The organism is Actinomadura luzonensis (assembly GCF_022664455.2).
Taxonomy (GTDB): Bacteria; Actinomycetota; Actinomycetes; order Streptosporangiales; family Streptosporangiaceae; genus Nonomuraea; species Nonomuraea luzonensis.
The window spans coordinates 57112-79401 of sequence record NZ_JAKRKC020000004.1; the positions used below are offsets into that span (position 1 = coordinate 57112).

General features: G+C 72.5%; 18 protein-coding genes. 10 read left to right on the forward strand and 8 right to left on the reverse strand.

Annotation, left to right across the window (positions count from 1 at the left end; all coding sequences use genetic code 11):
• The first annotated feature begins 2 nt into the window (after positions 1–2).
• From MF672_RS50815 to MF672_RS50835, 5 genes are all read left to right on the forward strand, one after another.
• The gene (locus MF672_RS50815; protein WP_242383361.1) at positions 3–1241 is read left to right on the forward strand and encodes an epoxide hydrolase family protein; all 1239 of its coding nucleotides are present in this window, start codon (positions 3–5) and stop codon (positions 1239–1241) included.
• Positions 1242–1312: 71 nt separating this feature from the next.
• Entirely contained in the window at positions 1313–1846 is a 534-nt protein-coding gene (locus MF672_RS50820; protein WP_242383362.1) for a PadR family transcriptional regulator, read from the forward strand.
• Entirely contained in the window at positions 1843–2583 is a 741-nt protein-coding gene (locus MF672_RS50825) for an ABC transporter ATP-binding protein (protein WP_242383363.1), read from the forward strand. The genes MF672_RS50820 and MF672_RS50825 overlap by 4 nt, the downstream gene beginning before the upstream one ends.
• A gap of 5 nt (positions 2584–2588) precedes the next feature.
• Complete coding sequence (locus tag MF672_RS50830; RefSeq protein ID WP_242383364.1) at positions 2589–4379, forward strand: ABC transporter permease; 1791 nt, start codon at positions 2589–2591, stop codon at positions 4377–4379.
• Positions 4380–4712: 333 nt separating this feature from the next.
• On the forward strand, positions 4713–5159 hold the full coding sequence (locus tag MF672_RS50835; protein ID WP_242384217.1) for an Imm8 family immunity protein: 447 nt from the start codon (positions 4713–4715) through the stop codon (positions 5157–5159).
• 24 nt (positions 5160–5183) lie between these two features.
• On the opposite strand, the gene MF672_RS50840 is transcribed toward MF672_RS50835, so the two are convergent.
• The 4 genes from MF672_RS50840 to MF672_RS50855 all read right to left on the reverse strand — a co-directional run bounded on the left by MF672_RS50840 (position 5184) and on the right by MF672_RS50855 (position 13242).
• A protein-coding gene (locus MF672_RS50840; RefSeq protein ID WP_247815177.1) for an IS3 family transposase occupies positions 5184–6427 on the reverse strand; the annotation gives its coding sequence in 2 pieces (ribosomal slippage) (positions 5184–6145 and positions 6145–6427; 1245 coding nt in all).
• 460 nt (positions 6428–6887) lie between these two features.
• Positions 6888–7256: a hypothetical protein gene (locus MF672_RS50845; RefSeq protein WP_242383970.1), complete on the reverse strand. Its 369-nt coding sequence runs from the start codon at positions 7254–7256 to the stop codon at positions 6888–6890.
• Positions 7257–7770: 514 nt separating this feature from the next.
• Positions 7771–11271, reverse strand: coding sequence for a WD40 repeat domain-containing serine/threonine protein kinase (locus MF672_RS50850; RefSeq protein ID WP_247815844.1), 3501 nt, complete (start codon positions 11269–11271; stop codon positions 7771–7773).
• An 861-nt stretch (positions 11272–12132) separates the two neighbouring features.
• A complete protein-coding gene (locus tag MF672_RS50855; protein WP_242382115.1) occupies positions 12133–13242 on the reverse strand; it encodes a DUF2267 domain-containing protein in 1110 nt (369 codons plus the stop codon).
• Positions 13243–13447: 205 nt separating this feature from the next.
• On the opposite strand from MF672_RS50855, the gene MF672_RS50860 reads away from it, so the two are divergent.
• Both MF672_RS50860 and MF672_RS50865 read left to right on the forward strand, forming a co-directional pair.
• Positions 13448–14608 (forward strand): glutathione-independent formaldehyde dehydrogenase, encoded by a 1161-nt coding sequence (locus MF672_RS50860; RefSeq protein WP_242382116.1) that lies wholly within the window; start codon positions 13448–13450, stop codon positions 14606–14608.
• A 1-nt stretch (position 14609) separates the two neighbouring features.
• Positions 14610–15185, forward strand: a complete 576-nt coding sequence (locus MF672_RS50865; RefSeq protein WP_242382117.1) for a type 1 glutamine amidotransferase domain-containing protein — start codon at positions 14610–14612, stop codon at positions 15183–15185.
• A gap of 76 nt (positions 15186–15261) precedes the next feature.
• Here the strand turns inward: MF672_RS50865 and MF672_RS50870 are convergent, their stop codons facing one another.
• The 4 genes from MF672_RS50870 to MF672_RS50885 form a co-directional block, all read right to left on the reverse strand.
• Positions 15262–16680: an alpha/beta hydrolase family protein gene (locus MF672_RS50870; RefSeq protein ID WP_242382118.1), complete on the reverse strand. Its 1419-nt coding sequence runs from the start codon at positions 16678–16680 to the stop codon at positions 15262–15264.
• Positions 16681–17125: 445 nt separating this feature from the next.
• On the reverse strand, positions 17126–18193 hold the full coding sequence (locus MF672_RS50875) for a HAMP domain-containing sensor histidine kinase (protein WP_247815845.1): 1068 nt from the start codon (positions 18191–18193) through the stop codon (positions 17126–17128).
• Positions 18190–18843, reverse strand: coding sequence for a response regulator transcription factor (locus MF672_RS50880; protein WP_242382120.1), 654 nt, complete (start codon positions 18841–18843; stop codon positions 18190–18192). The genes MF672_RS50875 and MF672_RS50880 overlap by 4 nt, the downstream gene beginning before the upstream one ends.
• A gap of 68 nt (positions 18844–18911) precedes the next feature.
• Positions 18912–19121: a hypothetical protein gene (locus tag MF672_RS50885; RefSeq protein WP_242382121.1), complete on the reverse strand. Its 210-nt coding sequence runs from the start codon at positions 19119–19121 to the stop codon at positions 18912–18914.
• A 162-nt stretch (positions 19122–19283) separates the two neighbouring features.
• Here MF672_RS50885 and MF672_RS50890 point away from each other — a divergent pair, with 162 nt between their 5' ends.
• The 3 genes from MF672_RS50890 to MF672_RS50900 all read left to right on the forward strand — a co-directional run.
• A complete protein-coding gene (locus MF672_RS50890) occupies positions 19284–19760 on the forward strand; it encodes a S41 family peptidase (RefSeq protein ID WP_242382122.1) in 477 nt (158 codons plus the stop codon).
• A gap of 145 nt (positions 19761–19905) precedes the next feature.
• On the forward strand, positions 19906–20652 hold the full coding sequence (locus MF672_RS50895) for an ABC transporter ATP-binding protein (RefSeq protein WP_242382123.1): 747 nt from the start codon (positions 19906–19908) through the stop codon (positions 20650–20652).
• Positions 20653–20657: 5 nt separating this feature from the next.
• Positions 20658–22290, forward strand: a 1633-nt coding sequence (locus MF672_RS50900; protein ID WP_247815846.1) for an FtsX-like permease family protein, incomplete at its 3' end; no start/stop codon positions are given.

Sequence of the window (22290 nt, forward strand, 5' to 3'; positions counted from 1 at the left end):
CCATGCCCACCACCGACCGCCCCTTCCCTCTTGAGCCGACCCCCGTCCACGTGCCCGACGAGATCCTGGACGACCTGCGCCGCCGCCTGGAGCTGACCCGCTGGCCCGACGACGTCGGCAACGAGGACCGCTACTACGGCGTCGACGCCGTCTACCTGCGCGAACTCGTCGAGCACTGGCGCACCGGCTACGACTGGCGCAAGGCCGAGGCCGCGATCAACGCCTACGAGCACTACCACGTCGACATCGACGGCGTGCCGGTGCACTTCATGCGCCGCCCCGGCACCGGCCCCGACCCGACGCCGCTGATCCTCACCCACGGCTGGCCCTGGACGTTCTGGCACTGGTCGAAGGTCGTGGACCCGCTCGCCGACCCGGCCGCGCACGGCGGCGACCCGGCCGAGGCGTTCGACGTCATCGTGCCCTCGTTGCCCGGCTTCGGCTTCTCCAGCCCGCTGCCGCGCCACCCCGGCATGAACTTCTGGAAGGTCGCCGACGTCTGGCACACCCTGATGACCGACGTCCTCGGCCACCGCCGCTACGCCGCCGCCGGCTGCGACGTCGGCGCGCTGGTGTGCGGGCAGCTCGGCCACAAGTACGCCGGCGAGCTGTACGGCATCCACATCGGCTCCGGGCAGAAGCTCACCATGTTCAACGGCGACCGGGCCTGGGACCTCAGCGGCGGCCGGCCCATCCCCGACGGCCTGCCGGCCCACGTCCACGCCCGGGTGGTGGAGCTGGACCGGCGCTTCGCCGCGCACCTGGCGGCGCACGTCCTCGGGCCGAGCACGCTCGCGTACGGGCTGACGGACTCGCCCGCCGGGATGCTCGCCTGGATCCTCGAACGCTGGATCAAGTGGAGCGCCAACGACGGCGACGTCGAGACCGTCTTCACCAAGGACGACCTGCTCACCCACGCCATGATCTACTGGGTGACGAACTCGATCGGCACGTCCATCCGCACCTACGCCAACAACAACCGCTACCCGTGGACCCCCTCCCACGACCGGTGGCCGCGGGTGGAGGCGCCGACCGGCATCACGTTCGTCGCCCACGAGAACCCGCCCGGCGTCACCACCGCCGACCGCGTCCAGCACTTCCTCGACAGCGACCGGGCCCCCTGGTACAACCACGTCAACCTCACCGTGCACGAGCGCGGCGGCCACTTCATCCCGTGGGAGATCCCGGAGGAGTGGGTGGACGACCTGCGCCGCACCTTCCGCGGCCGCCGCCACGACTGAGCCGCGTCCCGTCGTTTTGACACCTTCTGCGGCTGACCGCTATCTATTGGCTAACCGTTAGGGGGTGGAGGGTGCAGGACGCGGTGCTGGCGATGCTCGCCAAGGAGCCGTCCCACGGCTACGACCTGCACGCCCGGCTGCGGCGCGCCCTCGGCCCGCTCGGCGAGTCGTTGAACCGCGGCCAGATCTACGTCACGCTGGCCCGGCTGGAGAAGGCGGGCCTCGTCGTCTGCGAGCGGTCCGACGGCCTGCCCGAACGGCCCGAGCGCAAGGTCTACGCGCTGACGCCGGCCGGCCAGCAGCGGGTCACCGCCTGGCTGGCCGAGGTCGGCCGGCCGAAGCCGGACCTGGCGGAGTTCCACCTCAAGCTCGCCGCCGCGGCCGCGGCCCGGCTCGCCGACCCGGTCGAGCTGGTGGCGGCGCAGCGCCGCGAGCTGCTGCGCCGCCTGCGCGAGGTGCAGCGCGCGGCGCTGGCGGAGCCCGCCGGGTCGGCCGCCGGCCTGCTGCTGGAAGGGGTCGTGCTGCGGTTGCAGGCCGACCTGCGCTGGCTGGAGGCGTGCGAGCGGGCCTGGTCCAAGGTCGACGACGAAGCCGAGGATGCATGAACGTGTCACAGCCCGCCCTCCGGGCGCGTCACCTGGTGAAGGCGCACGGCCAGGGACAGGGCCGGGTCCGCGCCGTGGACGAGGTCGACCTGGAGGTGCCCCAGGGGCAGCTGCTGGCCGTCATGGGGCCGAGCGGCTGCGGCAAGTCGACACTGCTGCACCTGCTGGGCGGCCTGGAACGGCCGACCGGCGGGGAGGTGTGGGTGGCCGGCCGGCGCATCGACACGCTCAGCGAGCGGGCGCTGGCCCGCCTGCGGCGCCGCTCGGTTGGGTTCGTCTTCCAGGCGTTCCACCTGGTGGAGGAGCTGTCGGCGGCCGAGAACGTCGAGCTGCCCGCGCTGCTGGCCGGGCGCTCCCGCCGCCAGGCCAGGCGGCGCGCCGGCCATCTGCTGGAACGCGTCGGCCTCGCCGGGCGCGCCCGGCACCTGCCCGCGCAGCTGTCCGGCGGGCAGCGGCAGCGCGTCGCGCTCGCCCGCGCGCTGGTCAACGAACCGCTGGTGGTCCTGGCCGACGAGCCGACCGGCAACCTCGACAGCGCCGCCACCCTCGACGTCCTGAGGATCTTCGAGGAGCTGCGCGCCGCCGGGCAGACCTTCGTCGTCGTCACGCACGACGAGCGGGTGGCGGCCACGGCGGACCGGCTGATCTCGATGCGCGACGGGATGTTCGTCGACGACACCTGGCTGGCCGGCGCCGCGCGGCCCGGACTCGGCGGGCTCATCGGGCTGGAGGGCTGAGCGTCATGGGCTCTTTCGTGCTCGTCGGCCGGCTGGTGCTCGCCGACCTGCGCCGGCACCGGGCGCAGGCCGCGATGCTGCTGCTCGCGGTGACCGTGGCCACCGCCACGATGGCGCTCGGCCTGTCCCTGGGCGGCATGAGCGACGCGCTGTACGCGCAGACCCGCGCGGCCACCGCGGGCCCGGACGTGGTGGCGCTCACCAGCGCCACCGGCCCCGCCGCGACCCCGGCCCTGGCGTCGCTGGCCGACGACCCCGACGTGATCGCGCACCACGGCCCCTACCGCGTCGTCTACGCCGACCTCACCGCGCGCGGCTCCGCCACCTCCCAGGTGGTCGTGCAGGGCTTCGCCGAGAAGCCCGCCGCGGTCAACCGGCCGCTGGTGACCTCCGGCCGCTGGGTCCGCCCCGGCGGCACCGTGCTCGAACGCGGCTTCGCCACCGCGCTGGGCGTCGGCGTCGGCGACCGCGTCACCATCGCCGGCCGCTCCTACCCCGTCGTCGGGATCGCCGTCACCGCGGCCACCTCGATCTACCCGTGGGCGGCCCAGGTCGGACCGGGCGGCGGCCCCACCGACTACAGCGGCCTGGCCTGGATGACCCGCTCCGACGCCCGCGCGCTGGCGTCGTCAGCGGACCTCCCCGTCACCATGGCGCTGGACCTCAAGCTGCGCGACCCCGCCGCGACCGGGACCATCGACGGCGCCGACCGCTTCCCCGACATCGACATCACCCTGCACTCCTGGCAGTTCACCGCCGCGCAGGACAAGGTCATCCTCAGGAACAGCCGGCCGATCCTGCTCGTCGGAAGCTGGCTGCTCAGCTTCCTGGCCGTCACCGGGGTGGCGGCGCTGGCCGCCGGGCGCGCGATCGAGCAGACCCGCCGGGCCGGGCTGCTCAAGGCCGTCGGCGCCGGCCCTGGCCTGATCGGCGCCGTCGTGCTCACCCAGTACCTGGTGCTGGCGCTGGCCGGCGACGCGCTGGGGCTGGCGCTCGCCCGCCTGGCCGGGCCCGCCCTCGCCAGCCCCACCGCCAGCCGGATCGGCGACGCGGCCGGGCCCGGCACGTCCACCGTCGTCACGGCGACCGTCCTCGCGGTGGCGGTGGCGGTGCTGTCCACGCTGCGTCCCACGACGCGGGCCCTGCGCACGGCCACCGTCAGCGCCCTGTCCGCCGCCCCGCGCAGCCCCCGGCACCGGCCCTGGCTCACCGCGCTGTCCGCGCTGCTGCCCACGCCGCTGCTGCTCGGCCTGCGGCTGACCGCCCGCCGCCCCGGCCGCGCCGTGCTGCAGGCGTGCGCCACCGCCACCACGGTGATCGCGATCGTCGGCCTGCTGACCATGCACGTCCAGCCGGAGCGGGGCTACGGCCTCGGCGGCGCCGCCGGCCTGCCCAACCTGCGCGGCGAGTACGACCGCCGGCTGGTGCTCGCCGTCACCCTCCTGCTGATCGCCCTCGCCGTCGTCAACACCCTCACCTTCACCTGGACCACGGCCGTCGAGGCCCGGGCGAACATGGCGATCGCCCGCACCCTCGGCGCCACCCCAGGCCAGGTCACCGCGGGGCTGTCCGCCGCTCAGCTCCTGCCGAGCCTGCCCGGCGCCGCCGCCGGCGTCCCGCTGGGCGTCGGCCTGCTCTCGCTCTTCGCCGCCAGGAACGCGGCCCAACCGCCCGCCGCCTGGCTGCTCGGCGCGGCCCTCGCGATCCTCCTGGCGACGGCGGCGCTCGCCGCCCTCCCCGCCCGCCTGGCGGCCCGCCGCCCCGTGGCGCAGGCCCTCGCCGCCGAGACGGCGTGACCGGGCCCTCCCGGCCACGTCCCGCGCCGGCCGACGGCGTGCCCGCCGTGGAACCGGCCGCCCCCTGGGCGAAGGACAACGACCGCCGGCAGCTCGTGGCCCGCACCCCCCACGGCGTTCCACCGGGACGGCGACCGCTGGACGAAGAGCCGCCTCCCGCCGAACGCGGCGACGTCAGCGCGGTTCCGCCACGGGCCCGTCCGACCTCTGGGCCCGTACCCGCCGACGACCCCGCCCCCGCACGACGAGGCCCCGCCCGGCCCGCTCAGCGACCTGCCCAAGAGAGCGCCGCGCGCGCTGGCCGAGCGCGCCCGCATCCGCTGGCTGCGCGCTGTGGAGGCGCATCTGTCGCCCCGGGGCCGGTGCATCGCGCTGATCCCGTACTACGCCGGCGCCCGCATCAGCGAGGTCGTCCGCCTCGATGTCGGCGACATCCAGATGCCGGCCCGCAAGGGCCGGCTGCGCCTGTACGGCAAGGGCGGCAAGTTCCGCGAGGTCGACGAGACCACACCCGCCGAGACGTCACTGGAAACAGGCCCAAAGCACCTCAAGACAGAAGAAACTGATGACAACCCGACGGAGACCATTATGAAAGCCGCCATCCGACACCTTCACACGCCGGACATCGCCCCAGGCACCTACGTTCCCGACGATCCACAACGCTTCATGTTCCTGGTCCAGATGATCGCCGGTCCCGATGACGGTCCTGGAGACGAGTCTTTCGATTTCACCGTCTGCACCCCGCAATGGCTTCAGGACCAAGTCGAACGCGACGACTGAACCGCCCCGGCTTTGATGGAGACCTCAGCGGTTGATTGCTAGGGCTTCGTTGGGGTGGTGCTGAGCGTAGTAGATCGCCTCGAACTCCTCGGGCGGGAGGTGTCCGATGGCTGAGTGCAGGCGGGTCGTGTTGAACCAGGCCACCCATTCAGCGGTGGCCAGTTCCACCTCAGCCAGGCTGCGCCACGGGCCCCGGGGCTTGATCAGCTCGGTCTTGTAGAGGCCGATATGCGATTCCATCAGGGCGTTGTCGAGCGCGTCGCCGACCGTGCCGATGGAGGCGTCGATGCCGGCCGCCAGCAGATGGGTGGTGAACCGGAAAGAGGTGTATTGACTGCCCGCGTCCGAGTGATGAACCAGTCCCGGCCCGGCCGGGTGGCCGGTGCGCTCACGCCGCCACAGGGCCATGTCCAGGGCGTCCAGCACGAGCGTGGTGTGCTTGGTCAGCGAGGCGGCCCAGCCGACGATCGCCCGGGAGTAGATGTCGACGACGAACGCGACGTAGACCACCCCGCACCAGGCCGTCACGTGGGTGAAGTCGGCCACCCAGGTGGCGTTCGGCTGCTGGGCGGTGAAGTCGCGCTGCAGCCGGTCGGCCGCCCGCTCGTGCCCGGGATCGGGCGTGGTGGTGCGGATCTTCTTGCCCCGCCGGGCGCCGTGCAGGCCGAGTGCGCGCATCCGGCGCTCGACGGTGCAGCGGGCCACCCGATGCCCCTCGCGCAGCAGTTGCTGCCAGACTTTGCGGGCGCCGTAGACGCCGTAGTTGGCGGTGTGGATGCGCTGGATGTGGGCGTCCAGTTCGGCGTCGCGCACCGCCCGCGTCGAGGGCGGGCGCCTCTTGGCGGCGTAGTAGGTGCTGGTGGAGATGGGGCAGCCGTGCTCGGTCAGGACACGGCAGATCGGCTCGACACCGAACACGCCGGCGTGCTGGTCGATGAAGGTCACGAGTGCGTGTGCGGCCGGTCGAGCTCGGCCGCGAAGAAAGCCGATGCGGCCTTCAGGATCTCGTTCGCCCGCCGCAGTTCGGCGTTCTCCCGGCGCAACCGCTTCAGCTCGGCCGACTCGTCCGTCGTGCGGCCGGGCCGGCTGCCCTCATCGATCTGCGCCTGGCGGACCCAGGTACGCAGTGTCTCCGCGGTGCCGATGCCGAGCTTGGTCGCCACCGCGTTGATCGTGGCCCACTCGGTCGGGTAATCCGGCCGCACCTCGGCGACCATCCGCACCGCCCGGCGGCGCAGCTCGGCGGGATAGGGAGACTTACCAGGCATGGACTTGATCCTCTCAAGAGATCAAGTCTCCACCGAACCCGGGGCGATTCACGACCGGCCCATCAGCGGCGCCCACCACGTGATCGTCAGCACCTACGATTGGGCAGCCATCGAGTCCTTTTCGACCGCTTGGTCAACCAGTGCACCGGGGAGACCTGGTCAGAAGTCACCACCAAGCTCAGCCGCTACGGTCACTACGAGTTCGCCGACTACATCCCCACCCCTGACCGCCAGCCACCATGAGCTCTTGTCCCTTCTCAATTGAGTTGGCGTGCGGGAGAAGGTGTGACCTGGTGGACGCCAAGTCGACTGAGACATTCGGAGTCACGGCGGTCTCAGAATCTTGGCGTGGCAGGTCGAATGTCTCAGATCACCTGGCGCATGATCAAGGAAAGCTGCGGCGCCTGACGCGGCTGTTGTAGGCGCCGCTTCTGGCGCCTCGCCCTGGGGTCCGCGGCGGTCAGCGCCTTCCCTGCCAGGAGTAGAAAGCGCCCTCCAGATGCTCGAAATAGTGATCGACGTGGTCTTCCGACCACTCCATGTCCTCGAGGATCGGAGCTGGATCCCCCTGCGGACTCCAGGCGTAGCCGTAAGGGCTCGCTAACGCCTCACCTTGCTGAAAGACGACAACGCCGCGCTCGCGGCGGACCTCCTCAAAGTCCATCCCGCCGACGGTGCGGGGGCCGAGTCGGTCGCCGTCCCTCATGGTGCGTGCGAACGCCTCCATATCCGCCGCCGAGCGGATGAATTGCTGGTCGTCGGTGCCGCGGAAGGCCACGATTGCCACGATCACGATGACCGCGGCTGCGAGGACGCCGACGAACGTCAAGGCTTTCGAACGTGAACCGCTGACTGACATGTGGCCTCCGGCTGATCGTCGCGAACATGGGTTTGATGATCGTAGGCGGACCATCTGAGCGGCAGCCACCTGTGGCGATGCATCTGAAGATGTCTTGCTTGCTATCAAGACGTTGCGAGGCCGGGGAACCACGCGTCCTTCTTCTTTGCGGTCTTAGCCTGTCGAGAGATCATCGCGGCATTCTTGCGCTCGTTCTCAATCCATCCATAAAGCGCGTCGCTTGGAGAAGCGCTCCAATTCTGTCCTGGCCTGGCATAGTCGCGGGCGACCGTTCTCCGGATCTCCGTGAGGAAGGCCGGCTCGACGCTGAAGACCATGCCTGGCCGCCGCGACAGGGCGAGGGCTCGCCAGACAGGCATGACAAGCAGACGGCGGGGTGTCACCCGTCCGAGCGAGGCGGCGCCTGCCCGCCCCGCCGGCCGGCAGGCCCGGCGTGACAAGGTCCGGCGCGCACCCGGCGGCGGCCGCGTGGCATGCCCGGCCGTCACCGAGCGCAGGTCGCGCGATAGGCGGCGCCCGTGACGTAACGCGCCCACTCCGCCCTGCTCAGCGGTTTCCCCGCGCGGGCGCACACCGCCGCCGCCACCGCCCCCGGCTCGACGGGCTGCTCGCGTACCGTGCCCACGCCGTCCAGCACCAGCACCCTGGAGCCGTCGGCGGTGAAGGCCAGGGCCTGCACGCCGTCCCGGTTGCCGTCGGGCAGCTCGCCCAGTGGCGCCTTCCGCACCAGGTCGAACAGCCGTACCCGGCCTTCCCTGGTGCTCACCGCGACGACGTCCTCGCGGGGCGACCTGACCGCCGCTCCGTCGAGGTTCCCCGTGATCGGCTCGCCGGCCGGGCGGCGCGTGGCCACGTTGTAGACGGTCAGGCGCCCGCCCTGGTCCACGATGGCGATCGACCTGCCGTCGCGGGTGAAGACGGCGGACGAGAGCGTGATCCCCTGGCCGGTGCCGGCGAACGGCCCGCCCATCGGCTCGCCCGAGGCGACCGAGTAGAGGCGCTCGGCGTCGGTGGACACCGCCAGGGTCCTGCCGTCCGGGGAGAACTCCACGTCGTGAACCTCCCGCACCTGCTGCGACCACAGCAGGCGGCGGGCCTTCCAGTCCCACATCCCCGGCCTGTACGTGCCGGAGCCCGTTCCGTCCACCACCGTGGCCAGCCGGGTTCCGTCGGGGCTGAAGACCACACGATCGGTCTCGGTGAACCCGGACGGCGTCAGCCTGGCCAGCTCCCGCCGGGTGCCCGTGTCGAGTACGGAGATCGTCCGGCTGCCGCCGACGGCGGCCAGTCGCCCGTCCTGGCTGAGGGCGAGCGCGCCCACCGGGTCGTCCTCGGCCCGGCGCTGCGCGGGCGTGCCCGGCGCCGCGCCGGGCGTCGTCAGGTGGATCTGCTCGAGGTCCTCGGTCGCCAGCAGGCGGCCGGAGGTCAGCGCGGCCTCCGCCCAGGACCGTCCCCGGGCGTCCTGTACCAGGTCGGCGAGGTCCACGGTGACGACCCGGTCCTCGGTGAGGTAGCGCAGCACGTGGCCGTCGAAGGCGACCTGGGGGACGCTCGGGTAGTCCTCCGGCAGGCCCTCCGGCAGCGTCACCTTCGTCAGGAACTGCCCGTCCGGCCGCCATACCTGGATGTCGTCGTGGGTGGCCGTGGCGAGCAGCCGGCCGTCGGCGCTGAAGGTCGCCTCGCCCCGGTTCCAGGCGACGCCGTCCTGCCCGAGCGTGCCGAGGACCGAGCCGTCCGCGGTCGCGACGATCCGCAGGCCGTCGCTCGCCGACACGGCGAGCGAGCGGCCGTCCGGGGCGCCGGCGAGCGGCCATTCGCACTGGTCACACCGGTCGTCCAGGGAGAGGGTCGACTGCCTGGCGAGGTCCGGTAGGCGCAGCCGGTCGATGCGGGTGATCGGGAACGAGGGGTAGGAGTAGACGGCCTCACCCGACGGCGTCATGGGGCCGAGCGTGGCGGAGGTCCTGATGCGGCGGTTGCGTTCCACGTCCCAGAGGCGGTCGCCGCCGCCGATCCGGACCACCGCGTACCTGTCCACGCTGTCGTACTGCAGGTTCAGGCCATCCCCGACCTCGTGGCCGAACCGCCACACCGCGATCCGCCGGCCCGTCCGCAGGTCCCACACCCCGGCCTGCTCGCTGGTCGCCACCAGCAGGCGGCGGCCGGTGGGGGAGAGTGCGGCGGCGGCCGGGCGGGCGCCGCCGAGACCCAGCTTGGCGACGCCGCCCGCGGATCTGCCCGTGCGCACGTCCCAGAGCCGTACCGCGTCACCGCTCACGCTGGCCATCGTCCGGCCGTCCGCGCCCAGGACGCGCAGCGTGCCGGCCGCCGTCGCCGGGTCCTTGAACACCGCCACCTCACGCTGCGCCAGCGACGTCGTCAGCGCCGTCCTGGTCTGCGGCGTCCGGTCCAGCTGCCAGGCGGCCAGGCTGAGCTGCATGGCCAGGCGCGGATCGCTCTGCCGATAGGTGTCGGCGAGCTGCGCCAGCCGCGATGCCTCGGCCTCGTCGAGCTGTACGGCGATGCGCTCGGCCCGCTCGTCGGCCAGGCTTCCCTGCTGCACCGCCAGGCCACCCGCGACCAGCGCGATCGTGAGCAGCCCCGCCAGGCTCAGCGCGACCAGCCGGTCGCGCCTGGTCCTGCGCCGGGTCAGCGTGGCGGCGGCGGCCAGGAAGTCGCGCTCGGCGGGGGAGAGCGTGATGTTCCTGCGGGCCGTGGCCGCCCACTGGAGTGCGGCCTCCAGAGAGGTGCCCTGGAACAGGTCGCCGTCCCTGCGGCCCGACCGGTCCCAGCGGCGGGCGGCGGTCAGGATCTCCCGGTGCACGGCCAGCCCGTCCCGGTTCGTCTCCACCCAGCGGCGGTAGCGGGGCCAGGCCAGCGGCAGCGCCGGGCGGGCCAGCCAGACCTCCTCGCCGTTCCGGGCGAGCAGGTAGCCGAACACCTCAAGGATCCGGGTCACGGAGGAGACCTCGGGCGGGGTCCTGCCCTCCAGCAGTTCGGCCAGCTCGGCCCGGCGCCCCGACAGGTCGCCGTGCTCCCCCACCGTGACCAGCCTCAGGAACACCTCCGGCGCGAGCTCGCGCTCGTCGGCATTGAGCATGGCGTACGCGTCCTCGGCCAGCGTGCCCAGCGCCGGATCGTCCGCCTCGGCGGCCATCCCGGACGCCTCCCTGCCGCCCTCGGCCAGCAGATGCCGCAGGTCCAGGCCCGTGCCGCCGCTGACCAGGGCGAGCAGCAACTCACTGGCGCGGGGCCGGTGCAGCGGCTCCTTGCTGAGCGCGGCGGCAACCATCGGACGCAACGGGGCGGGCAGCACGCTCAGGTCCGGAGTGGCGGACATGACCCGGTGCATGACGGCGCCCAGGCTGTCTGCCTGGAACGGGTCCACGCCGGTCGCCGCGTACAGCATGATCGCGCCCCACGCGAACACGTCGGCCGGCGGCCCGGCCCGGTGGCCGGTGAACACCTCCGGCGCCATGTACGTCGGCGTTCCCTTCACCAGGCCGGTCTCGGTCAGCGACATGTCGTCGGTCCTGGCGATGCCGAAGTCGATCACGCGCGGCCCGTCCGGTCCGAGCAGCACGTTGTCGGGTTTGAGATCGCGGTGGACCACCCCGGCGTCGTGGATGGCGGTCAGCGCCGTGGCCACCGCCGTCGCCAGCCGGTGCAGGTCGCCGCCGGAGAAGCGGCGGCCCGCGGCGACGGCGGCGCGCAGGCTCTGCCCCCCGACGTACTCACTGACGATGTACGGCCGGGGCCCGTCGAGCCGGGCCTCGATGATCCGCGCCGTGCAGAACGAGGCCACCCGCTGGGCCGCCGTGGCCTCCTTGGCGAGCTCGGCGACCTGGCCGGTGTGCAGCACCTTGATCGCGACCCGGGTGCCGTCCTCCGCGTAGCCCTCGTAGACCACTCCCTGGCCGCCCGCTCCGAGCCGTCCGGCCAACCAGTACGTTCCCAGCTGCTGCGGGTCCCCGTCGATCAACATGTGCACGGCTCGTTGGACGAGGGTACGGGCGGGAAAGTTGCGGCCGGCCGTCCGGTGTGACGCTCGATCCCGTGACCTCGGCGAAAATCGCCGGCTACCGGCCACGGCACGCGCCGCCGGAATGGGACCTGGTCGCCGACCGGCCGGCTCGCCCTGTGGTGCCCCACCGCACCGGCCTGCCCGACGATCCGCAGGTCTGGCTGCGGCACGAGACCATCGACGCCTTCGTACTGAAAGCCCCGGCCGTCGTGTCGGCGCCCTACTCGCCCGGCCGGCTGGCCGCTACGCCGAAGCCAATGGATCGCGACCCAGACCATCCCCGGCTTCGCCCTCACCCCGAAGCCCGGGACCACATCCCGCCTCCCGCCGACGCCGCACTGGCCGACGTGCTGCGCGGCAACGCCCCCGCGCGACTCCACGACGACGACATCGTCCTCTGCCGCCTCCACGGCAGCTACCCCTGGGACGCGGCTCCGACCGCCTTCGCCTATAACTGGGCACGAGACAACGGCGGCGCTCCCCAGCTGCGACTACGCCTGCTGCATCAGCCCGACCTCATGCCGGGCTCGTTGCCCGTTCCTGCCGGACCGCTGCCGTCACCGGGGCGAAGCCCGCGGGCGTGGCCGCCGAGATGCGGCCGCGGCGGTGGCGTCCGCAGCCGCTCCTGTTCGCCGGCGATCCGACCTCGGTCTCATCGAGGGCCGGCACTCCGGCTGCCACTCTCTGCGCACCGGCAGGGTCCCTTTTCTCCCTGATCGCACGGGAGATTCGCCAGCACCCTGCTCGGTACAGACGTGGCTACGGCCCGGGCTGGTGGCGCGAACCCCCGAGCGGTGTGGGCCTTCGGCCGTGCGCGAGGAATCACGTGTCCTTCTCGTCGCGCCAGCCGCCGGGTTCGGGATGGTAGCCGTAAGCGGCGGCCCGCACCGTGTCCTCGTCCTCCAGCCCGGAACCGATCGTGCCGCCGACGGTGGCCAGGGAGCTGATGATCCAGGCCAGGGTCAGGTAGTCGGCGAGGCCGGCCGGCCGTTTCAGGTTCTGTTCCAGCACCGAGGTGTCGATCAGCAACGCCGCGACGAGTGCCGTCCCGGCGAACAGCACCAGATAGGACACCACGGCGGCCAGGGTGAGGGTGAGGATCGTGCCCAGGTTGAACAGCCGGGCCAGCTCGGCCGGTGTCTCCCCGCCCGGTCTCTCCCACAGGCCGTGCGCGATGATGAGCCAGGTCACCAGCGCGGTCAGTCCGAGGAGCATGATCACGGTCAGGCGGAGCCCGCCGAGCGCGTCACCCATTTCCCAGATGGTGTCGGTGGTGAGCGCGAACGCGGCCGTGGCGAAGGCGCCGGCCAGGAGTTTGGACAGGCCCAGCAGGGCGCGTCCGGGGCGGTTGGCGCGGACCATTCCGGTCAGCAGGCGCAGCCGGCCGGCCAGTCGTGAGGCGACGTAGCCCAGTTCGCCGGCGTCGGCCTCGCCGATCACCCGGTGGATGGCGGCGACCTGGCCGGTCAGCTCGGCCGGTGCCCCGCCGGTCCGGGGTACCCGCTCCTGGGACGCGTCAGCGAGCAACCGGCCCACCAGACCGGGGACGGCGGCGTGAAGCGCTCGCAGCTGGCGTAGCCCCAGTGCGGGCAAGGACACCATCGCGACCCGGCGCCGGGCGGACGCCTGCGCGACCAGCGGCACCCGCTCGGTGTGCAGCGGCAGGTCGGTCAGGCAGATCGCGACGTCCCACCGGGCGTCGGCGCGCCGTCGGGCGAGATCGTCGAGCAGCGCCTCGACGCCGCCGTCGCGGCGCGGGGCCACCTCACCCCAGCCTGCCCGGACGGTCCACCGGATGTCCGGGTCCACCTGCTCGGCGAGCCGGCCGGCCAGTTCGGCGGCGAGCCGCGCGACCACCTGCGCCGGATAGTCCGGCGGGGTCGCCACGAGTCCGACGACGATCTCCGGCCGATGCTGCTCACTGTTGGCCATGGGCGCTCCTCGCCGGTAGCCGGGCGACGTCCCGGCAGTGACTACCCGTCGTGGCGCGACACATGCGGTCGTGCTGGATCGTGCTTGACGTCTCGTACCCGTATGGACACTGAGGGTGTCCGTCTGTGGGTTCAGACGGTTTTCCGGGGGTATCCGCCTGGGGGCCGCCCGTGGAGAGAGCGGCATCTGCGACGGGGGGATCGTCATGAAGGCAGTGGTGTACGAGGGGCCACGGCAGGTCAGGGTCAAGGAGGTGCCGGACGCGCGGATCGAACGGCCGACCGACGTCCTGGTGCGGATCACGTCCGCGAACATCTGCGGCTCCGACCTGCACATGTACGAGGGCCGGACCGACTTCGAGCCCGGCCGCTGGTTCGGGCACGAGAACCTGGGTCAGGTGGTCGAGGTCGGCGATGGGGTGGACAAGGTCCAGGTGGGCGACTGGGTCGTGCTGCCCTTCAACATCGCCTGCGGGCACTGCAAGAACTGCGAGCGTCAGCTCACGAACTACTGCCTGACCGCCCAGCCCGAGCCGAAGCTGGCCGGCGCCGCCTACGGCTTCGCCGACATGGGCCCCTACGGCGGCGGGCAGGCCGAGCTGCTGCGCGTGCCCTGGGGCGACTTCAACTGCCTGCGGCTGGGCGAGGACGCCGAGCAGCGCCAGAGCGACTACGTCATGCTCGCCGACATCTTCCCGACCGGCTACCACGCCACCGAGATGGCCGGCGTGCGGCCCGGCGACCAGACGGTCATCTACGGCGCGGGCCCGGTCGGGCTGATGGCCGCCCTCTCGGCGACCATCCGGGGAGCGAGCAAGGTGATGGTCGTCGACCGCCACCCCGACCGGCTGCGGCTGGCCGAGTCGATCGGCGCGATCGCCATCGACGACTCCAAGGTCGACCCGGTGCAGGTCGTGCTGGACGAGACGATGGGGCTGGGCGCGGACAACGGCTGCGAGTGCGTCGGCTATCAGGCGCACGAGCCCGACGGCCATGAGCAGCCCAACCTGACGATGAACCGGCTGGTCGCCTCGGTGCGCTTCACCGGGCGGATCGGCTGCGTCGGCGTCTTCATACCTCAGGACCCGGGGGCCGGCGACGAGCTGGCCAAGCAGGGCAAACTCGCCTTCGACTTCGGCATGTTCTGGTTCAAGGGCCAGCACGTCGGCAGCGGCCAGGCCCCGGTCAAGAAGTACAACCGGCAGCTGCGCGACCTGATCGCCGCGGGCAAGGCCGAACCGTCCTTCATCGTCAGCCACGAGCTGCCTCTCGACCAGGCGCCGGAGGCGTATGAGCACTTCGACAATCGGGACGAGGGCTGGACGAAGGTCGTCCTGCACCCGGCGACGGCGGGGGCGGGTGCCTGACATGGCCGGAGAGCTGAACGGACGCCGGGTCGCCATCCTCGCGGCCGACGGGGTGGAGCGAGTAGAGCTGGAGCGGCCGCGGCAGGCGCTGGACGACGCCGGCGCCCGCACCGTCGTGGTCTCCATCGCCGGCGGCGAGATCCAGGCACGCGACCACGACCTCGAGGACGCCGGCACCTTCACCGTGGACCGGCTGGTCGCCGAGGTGTCGGTCGACGACTACGAGGCGCTGCTCCTGCCGGGCGGGACGGTGAACCCGGACAAGCTGCGGATGGAACCCGCCGCGGTGCGGTTCGTCCGGGACTTCGTCCAGTCGGGCAAGCCGGTCGCGTCGATCTGCCACGGCCCGTGGAACTTCGTCGAGGCCGACGTCGCGCGGGGCCGCCGGCTGACCTCGTGGCCGAGCGTGCGCACCGACCTGCGCAACGCCGGAGCCGAGGTGGTCGACGAGCCGGTCGTCACCGACGGCAACATCACCACGAGCCGGTCGCCCGACGACCTGCCGGCCTTCTGCGAGCGCATCGTGCAGGAGTTCGCCAAAGACCCGCGGGCCACCGCCGCTGAACGCCCGGCGTGACATCGCCTGGTCGTGGCACGCCCTCCGGATGAGGAAGAGGGGGTCCTATTCGCGCTCCGGCGGGCCTCCGAACGAGCTACAGGACGGTCAGGTGGCCGTACCTGGACAGGGCCGCTGCCAGGTCGCCGGATTCGCCGCGGAGCGCCGCGTCGAGGAAGGCGGCGGTGGCCCCCGCGGTGATCCGTGGCCCGGCGGTCCTGCCGAGGGAGCCGACGAGCGCGGGCAGCGGCGGCAGGAACAGCGGAGCGTCGGTGAAGGTGAGGTGCGCCGAACCGGGGACGGTGAGCCGGTAGCTCGTCGCCGTGCTGAGCTGGAGCACCCGCGTGAGCCGGGGGATGTAGTCCGGCGCCTCGCCCGGCTGCACGTCGTGAGTGAGCGCGAGCACGGGCTGGTGAAACGGTTGCGGTGCGGGGTCCCGCGGGAAGCCGTCGATGTCGATGACGGCCGCGAACCGGGGGTCCTGGCGGGCGGCCTGCAGCGCGGCGGCGCCCCCGAGGGAGTGGCCGGTCGCCGCGGCCCGGCGGAGGTCGAGCCGCCCGGCCAGCAGGCCCGGGAGCTCGCCACGGTCCAGGCGGCCGAGCTGGGTGAGGACGAAGCCCAGGTCGGCGGCCCTGACCGCCGTCCACCCGGCCGCGCGTCGATCGTCCTCGGCCTGGTCGCCGGTGGACGCGACCCGGGTGCGGATCGTCCGGCCGCCGACGAGGGTGACGACGGCGGAGTCGTACGGGTGGTCGAGGGCCGCCACGACGTAGCCGCGGCTGGCCAGTTCCTCGGCCCAGGCGGTGCTTTGGGTCCGCACGCCGCCGAGCCCGGGCGAGAACAGGACCACGGGAAACCGGCCGCCCCTGGCGGCCACCGGGACATCAGACGCTGAACGCGTGCCGGCGCGTGCCGCCTCGTCCAGAATGAAGCCCGGAAGGCCGAGGTACTCGGCCTCGCCGCGGGCGACGAGCTGTGCCTCCTCAGCCGTACGGCCCAGGTACCACGCCCGCCGGGCGGCAGGATCGCGCTGCGCGGGATACCAGAGCTGGACGACGACCGTTCGCCTGTCGTCGGCGCGGGACGTCGCGGTCTCCGCCCGATCGGGGTCGGTCCACTGCATGACGGTGGTGCCGACGGCGTACGCGCCCGACGGCTCGGGGAACACGGGCCGGGGCAACGCCCACGCCGCCACCGCGCCCGCGAGAACCAGCGCCAGGCACGCCGCCGACCCCGGCAGGGCCAGCCACCACCGAGCCCGCCGCGCGGGACGCCCCAGCAGGCCGGGCACGGCGAACGCCAACGCGAGGGCCCCGCCTGCGAGGACGGGTATGAGCTGCCAGCGGATCCCGAGCACGGCCGCCACGATCGCGGACACCGCGAAAGCAGCCGCGCCGGCCCACGCGCAGGGCCGGCGCGCGCCGGGCGGCAGCCAGCGGGCCAGCACCAGCACGACGGCGGACGCCAAGGCCAAGAGCTCTGTCGCGGACAGGCCGAGGAAGACGGTCATAGTCATGGTGATCACGGTGGCGGAGCGGCCTCAGCCGGACAACGGCCGCAATGCGGAAAGCTGGGCGCGACCTCGGTATGACCTCCCACGACCGCTCTGCGACCGGGGTCGTAGGGCCTGGCAGCTCCAGGCGTCTGACCCCTGCCACCGCCCTCACCTCAGGCGACGACGAGCCGAGGTTCGGCTACGGCCAACGGCTGCTTGCATGAGCGGTCGGCCGCCCGGGTGTGGTGCGGCCGGCTTGGGCCAGCTGTTGGAGCGCCGAATGACGCAGCTGATGCAAGGTCCGCCCTCAAGGTGCGGGTCGAGTTCGGCGGAGGCGGTGCTCCATTGGTGCATCACCGCGGCGTACTGCTCGGGTCGTGGCCGCCTGCAGGAACTCCAGGAAGCGCTCGACAGCGGCCTCGACCGGCGATCCGGACGTCGGGTCGGCAGACAGTGCGACTCCGTATCACATGGCGGATCCCGCGAAGACTACGACGAGCTCCAGCCCGCCGCCCGAATTGGAGCTCGCTCGCACGTCGGCCCCGTGGGCCTTCGCGATCGCCGCGACGATCGACAGGCCGAGCCCGGCACCCTGTCCGGGAGTCGTGTGGAGCCGCCGGAAGGGCTTGAAGAGGTCGCCGAAACGTTCCTGGGGCACGTGCGGGCCGGTGTTGCGGACCGTCAGCGCTCCGCGGGCGAGCGTCACCTCGACGGTTCCGCCGGGATGGTTGTAGCGGACCGCGTTGTCGAGGAGGTTGGTGACGAGCCGGTTCAGCAGGACAGGATCCCCGGCGACGACGAACGGCTCTGTCTGCCCCGTCACGCTGACGCCGTCGGCGTCTCGTTCCGCCAGGGCGCGCCGCACCACCTGGTCCAGGGCCACCGGGCTCCTGCTGTCCAGGCCGTGTTCGGCCTGGGCCAGGACGAGCAAGGCGTCGATGAGCTTCTCCGCGCGGCGGTTGTGGCGCAGGAGCGTGCCGCGGATCTCGCCGACGTCCTCGGGAAGCCCGATCTCGATCGCCGCCCGTTGGACGGCCAGCGGAGTCCGCAGCTCGTGGGAGGCGTTCGCGATGAACCGCCGCTGCCCTTCGACGGAGCGTTCAAGCCGGTCGAGCATCGCGTCGAAGGTGTCGGCCAGCTCCTTCAGCTCGTCCTTCGGCCCGGCGAGCGCGATCCGTTCATGCAGGGTCGACAGGGACAGCCGCTGCGCGGTGGCGGTGATCCGGTGGATGGGCCGCAGGATCCGCCCGGCGAGCAACCACCCAACGGCCAACGAGACCAGTGTCAGGGTCCCGACCGTCAGCGCGGTCGCCTGCCACTGGTAGCCGATCACGTTGTTCACCAGTTGGGGCAGCTGCGGCAGCCGATTGTTCGGTACGCCCCGCGGCGGCGGCGCCCCTCCGCCGGTCAGCTGGCCGATCCGCACGTCCAGCGCCCGGCGCAGCAGGAGGTTGACCGTGACCAGCAACACCACCGAGGTGAGCAGGAACAGCCCGGAGTAGATCAGGGTGAGCCGTACCCGGATCGTCGTCACAGCAGGTATCCCGCACCCGGAACGGTCTGGATGCACGGTGGGTCGCCCAGCTTGGCCCGCAGCCGGCTGATCAGGACCCGCACCACTGTGGTGAACGGATCGGCGTTCTCGTCCCAGGCCTCTTCGAGGAGCCGTTCGGAGCTCACGACCGCGCCGTCCGCCCTCATCAGCACCTCCAGGACGGCGAACTCCTTGAGCGACAGCTGCAGGTGCCGCCCGTCCCGGGAAGCTTGCAGCCGGTGCCTGTCGAGCACGATCCCGTGCCGCATCAGCACCGGTGGCACCTGCGACTGGCTGCGCCGCCCCAACGCCTGCACCCGCGCGACCAGCTCGGTGTAGTCGAAAGGTTTGGGCAGGTAGTCGTCGGCCCCCATCCCGAGACCTGCCACTCGTTCCGGCACCGACGCCGCCGCCGTCAACATCAGGATCCGCGTACGGCTCCCGCGCGCCACCAGCTCGGCGCACACGAGGTCGCCGTGAATCCCGGGCAGGTCCCGGTCCAGCACGAGAACGTCGTAGTCGTGCACCGCCAGCCGCTCCACCGCGGCGGCCCCGTCGTACACCACGTCGACGGCCATGGCATGGCGGCGCAGCCCCACCGCCACGAGATCGGCCAGGTCGCGTTCGTCCTCGGCCACCAGAATCCGCATCCGACGTTCATACTCGATCCGGCGTTGCATGGGCGTTAACGGATCCGTTCACGACCGTGTAACCCGCTTCAGGCGACGCTGGCGGCCATGATCAGAGCCCTCTGCGCGGCCGTCCTGATGACGGCCTGCTCCATATCGGCACCGGCGTCCACGCTCGAATCGTCCTCATCGGCCACCACAGACGGGGGCTGCGCCACCAGCACGGCGCCACCGCCGCGAGCGGCACCGCCGACTTCGGTGAACACGCTCCGGCAGGCGTACTTCTGCGTGCTGGACAACTGTTACAGCGGCTCCGTCCTGGATGCGAAGGAGCTGCTGAAGAGCGCCTTCGCCGCCTGTACCCAGAACCTGCTGGGGCGCGGCGCGGATCGGGCCGGCCTTCGGTTGCCCGCCCTGACCGGGAACCGCGACACCGACTCGACCCGGCGGCCAGGCCGCCGTTGTTCATCACCAGCGTCCTGCCTGGCAGCCCCGCCGCCAAGGCCGACGGCGTGCCGGCGTTCATCGGGAACACCGTGGAGCTCAAAGAGGGCCCCATCACGCCGCAGCCCCCGGCGGTGACGTCAAAGAAACTCGCCGACAACGTCACCTACATCCGGCTGCCCGGCTTCTCCGAAGGCGCCGCCGACCAGGTCATCGCCAAGCTGCGGGACAAACCGAAGGCCGTGCTCCTCGATCTGCGTGGCAACGGCGGCGGGTCACCTCGCGAGGTCACCCGGCTGCTCGGCGCACCCAGCGAGGCATACCTCCTCGACGACGGCAGCGCCGTGCTCCTGCCCAAGGTCCGGCACCTCGGGCCCGCCCGCGAAATCATCGACACGATCGGCGTGCCGGTCGACCACTACGCCCCCATCACCGCGCTCGACCTGGCCACCGGGCGTGACCCGGGTGTGGCCAAGGCGCTGGCGCTCGTCTGACGCGCCTGCCGCGCCTGCCGCGCCTGCCGCAGCGGCCGTAGCGACCGTAGCGCTGCCGGCGGAGGGCATCGTGCTCGCGGTTGAGGCGAGCCTGCGCCGGCTCAAGACCCGTAAGCGGAACTGGACCCGTCCGAAGGAGTGGATCGTGAGCAACGCCGCCGGCACGCCCGTACTGAGCGCCCGCGCGCTACGCAAGGAGCATGGTGAAGGGGAGGGGTTGGTGCGCGCCGTCGACGGCGTCGATCTCGACGTCGGCGCGGGAGAGACGGTGGCGATCATGGGGCCGAGCGGCTGCGGCAAGTCGACGCTGCTGCACCTGCTCGGCGGGCTGGATAGGCCCTCGGCCGGCGAGGTGTCGCTGAACGGCCGGCGCATCGACAACATCAGCGAGAAGGCGCTGGCCAGGGTGCGGCGTACCGAAGTCAGCTACGTCTTCCAGTCCTTCCATCTGATGGAGGAGCTCACCGCCGTCGAGAACGTCGAGCTGGCGGCGCTGCTGGCCGGACGCTCGCCGCGGGTCGCACGGCGGCGCGCGCAGGAGCTGCTGGATCAGCTCGGGCTGGCCGGCCGGGCGCGGTTCCTGCCCTCCGCGCTGTCGGGCGGCCAGCGGCAGCGGGTCGCGGTCGCCCGGGCGCTGAGCAACGAGCCGCTGGTCGTCCTCGCCGACGAACCGACCGGGAACCTGGACAGCGCCGCCACCTCGGACGTCCTGCAGCTCTTCAAGGACCTGCACGAGTCCGGGCAGACGCTGGTCATCGTCACCCACGACGCGCGGATCGCGGCCACCGCGGACCGGACGTTCTCGATGCGTGACGGCGTGTTCGTGGAGCGGACCCGGCCGACCGGCGGCACCGCCGGGCCACTCGGCGCGCTCGTCGGGCTGGAGGATTGACCGCGATGGGGCGCATCCTTCTCGTGATCCGTCTCGCCCTGCGAGACCTCAGGCGTCGCCGTACCGAGGCCGCGCTTCTGCTGATCGCCGTCCTGGCCGCCACCACGACCCTGACGCTCGGGCTCGTCCTGCGCGACGCGGCCGGCGACCCGTACCGGAGCACCCGGGCGACGACCAGGGGACCCGACGTGGTCGCGAGCGCCGGCCCCGGCGGCCTCGCCAAGCTCGGGAAACTGGCCACCGCCTCCGGCGTCACCGCGCACAGCGGGCCGTACCCCGTCATCGCGGGAAAGCTCAAGGCGTCCGGCCGGACGTCGGACGTCCAGGCCATGGGGCGCGACGCCGCCGCCGCGGCGGTCGACCAGCCCGAGGTGACGCAAGGCACGTGGGTCAGCGACGGCGGAGTGGTGCTCGAGGCCGCCTTCGCCGGCTCGCTCGACGTGGGCGTCGGTGACCCGGTCGCCCTGGGCGGCAGGTCGTTCAAGGTCGTCGGCGTCGCGGTCACCGCCGCCATGCCGCCCTACCCCGGGGCGTCCTGCATCGTCTCCACCGGCTGTGTCAACGGCGCCATCCCCGACGACCGGGACCTGCCGGCGGGCTTCCTGCACAATCCCGGGCTGGTCTGGCTCACCCAGGCGGACGCGCGGAGCCTCGCCTCGGGCCGAAGCTCCCTGTCCTACGTGGTGAACCTGAAGCTGGCCGACCCGGACACAGCGCAGGCGTTCGTCGACCGGAGCGGCGGTGACCATGGCGGCGCCATGCCGATGCAGAGCTGGGAGAGCATCCTCGCCGATGCCACCGACCTGGCCAAGGACTCCCAGATCCTGCTGCTCATCGGCGCCTGGCTGCTCGGCCTGCTCGCCGTGGCCAGCCTCTCGGTGCTGGTCGGCGGCCGGATGGCCGACCAGCACCGACGCGTCGGACTTCTCAAGGCGGTCGGCGGCACGCCGGGGTTCGTCGCTGCCGTGCTGCTCGCGGAGTACCTCCTGGTGGCCGTCGTCGCGGCCGCGGCCGGGCTGACGATCGGAGCGCTGACCGCTCCGTTGCTCACCGAGTCCAGCGCCGGCCTCGTCGGCAGCGCGGGGACGGCGTCGCTGACCTGGTCCACGATCGGCCTGGTGACCGCCGTGGCACTCGGCGTCGCCGTGGTGGCGACCGCTGTCCCGGCCGTGCGCGGCGCCCGCTCCAGCACCGTCAGCGCGCTGGCCGACGCGGCACGCCCGCCTCGCCGCACCGGCTGGCTGATCGCCGTCTCGGCGCGACTGCCCGTCCCGCTGCTGCTCGCTCTGCGGCTCACCGGCCGCCGGCCGCGACGGGTGGTGCTGGGCGTGGCCACCATCGCGGTCACGGTCAGCGGCATCTACGTGCTGCTGGTGCTCAACGCCTTCCTCGCCGGCCAGCCAGGCACCGGCGCGTACACCGAAGCCCAGGTGGCGGTCCTGCGGCACGTGCTCCTGGTCTGGACGGTCATCCTGCTCACCCTGGCGGCGGTCAACGCCGTCGTCATCACCTGGGCGACGGTGCTCGACAACCGGCATGCGTCGGCGCTGGCGCGCGCTCTCGGCGCGACCCCGCGGGAAGTGACCGTCGCCCTGGCGGCCACGCAGGTGCTGCCCGCGCTCCTCGGCGCCGTCATGG

What these genes read in the sequence shown, in the direction of transcription:
- MF672_RS50815 (WP_242383361.1), top strand. Translation starts at nt 3, where the DNA reads ATGCCCACCACCGACCGCCCCTTCCCTCTTGAGCCGACCCCCGTCCAC.
- MF672_RS50825 (WP_242383363.1), top strand. Translation starts at nt 1,843, where the DNA reads ATGAACGTGTCACAGCCCGCCCTCCGGGCGCGTCACCTGGTGAAGGCG.
- MF672_RS50830 (WP_242383364.1), top strand. Translation starts at nt 2,589, where the DNA reads ATGGGCTCTTTCGTGCTCGTCGGCCGGCTGGTGCTCGCCGACCTGCGC.
- MF672_RS50850 (WP_247815844.1), bottom strand. Translation starts at nt 11,271, where the DNA reads ATGTTGATCGACGGGGACCCGCAGCAGCTGGGAACGTACTGGTTGGCC.
- MF672_RS50855 (WP_242382115.1), bottom strand. Translation starts at nt 13,242, where the DNA reads ATGGCCAACAGTGAGCAGCATCGGCCGGAGATCGTCGTCGGACTCGTG.
- MF672_RS50860 (WP_242382116.1), top strand. Translation starts at nt 13,448, where the DNA reads ATGAAGGCAGTGGTGTACGAGGGGCCACGGCAGGTCAGGGTCAAGGAG.
- MF672_RS50865 (WP_242382117.1), top strand. Translation starts at nt 14,610, where the DNA reads ATGGCCGGAGAGCTGAACGGACGCCGGGTCGCCATCCTCGCGGCCGAC.
- MF672_RS50870 (WP_242382118.1), bottom strand. Translation starts at nt 16,680, where the DNA reads ATGACTATGACCGTCTTCCTCGGCCTGTCCGCGACAGAGCTCTTGGCC.
- MF672_RS50880 (WP_242382120.1), bottom strand. Translation starts at nt 18,843, where the DNA reads ATGCGGATTCTGGTGGCCGAGGACGAACGCGACCTGGCCGATCTCGTG.